The organism is Priestia sp. P5_B4, from assembly GCF_056400385.1.
In genome coordinates this window covers 1-937 of sequence record NZ_JBFULJ010001185.1, presented here as the reverse complement: position 1 = coordinate 937, position 937 = coordinate 1, and the positions used below count along the sequence as shown (strand labels likewise).

At 36.9% G+C, this 937-nt stretch carries 1 protein-coding gene; it reads left to right on the top strand.

The window, feature by feature from the left end:
• Positions 1-332: 332 nt before the first annotated feature.
• On the top strand, positions 333-937 hold a 605-nt coding region (locus AC1DRF_RS29800; protein WP_477742547.1), incomplete at its 3' end, for a GerAB/ArcD/ProY family transporter.

Genomic DNA, 937 nt, shown 5'->3' with positions numbered 1-937 from the left:
AATGTATAATCACTTTCTTTAGCGGACATCATACGAATAGCTTATCTGAACGAAAAAATGTATTGGGGTTGACTGCATGCACTTGTTTCTTTCCTTTTTGATCATTTGTGCAGGGATTATATGGATGGAAATAAAAAGATTACCTCAACACTCCCATAAAAAGGAACGGAACATTTTTATTGTGTTTATGACAATCAGTATCATAATCGCTCTTGCAAAAATCTTTCGTCTGCCTCTACCGAATCCTTCTGATTGGGTAGAAGTAATGTTTCAACCTTTAAGTCACTTATTATTCCGTTGGATCACTTAATTAGTGTATATGGCAAAAGGATGTGCTCATTTTGCTTAATGAAATCAATATTTCAGCTGCGCAGTTTCGCAAGCTAGTAACGTTATATAGTATTGGCAGCACCATTATTGTTGTACCTGCTGCTATTACAGCTGATGCTCATCAAGATGCTTGGATTGCCGCACTTTTCGGTGTAGCATCAGGAATTGGCTTAGTTTTGCTTTTTACCTCACTAGGAAACATGTTTCCAACGCTTACGCTTATGGAAATGAACGAAAAAATTTTAGGCAAAATAGCCGGAAAGATTGTATCAGTTGTTTTTGTGTTATCCAATTTATTCATCAGCAGTCAAGTTCTTTACTATGTAGGAATTTTTCTCACTACACAAATTCTTCCCTACACGCCGCTTACAGCCATCCATATTGCATTTATGGGCGTGGTCATCGTAGGAGTACGCCTAGGAATAGAAGTTATTGCACGAAGTGCCGAAATTTTATTCCCTTGGTTTGTCGGATTATTCGGACTTCTCATTTTGTCTATGATTCCTCAAATTAAAATAGAGCATATTCAGCCTGTGTTCGAAATCCATCCAAAAGCTTTTATTCGTGCTGTTTTAACCTTTTTAAGCATGAGTTCTTTGACTTATAC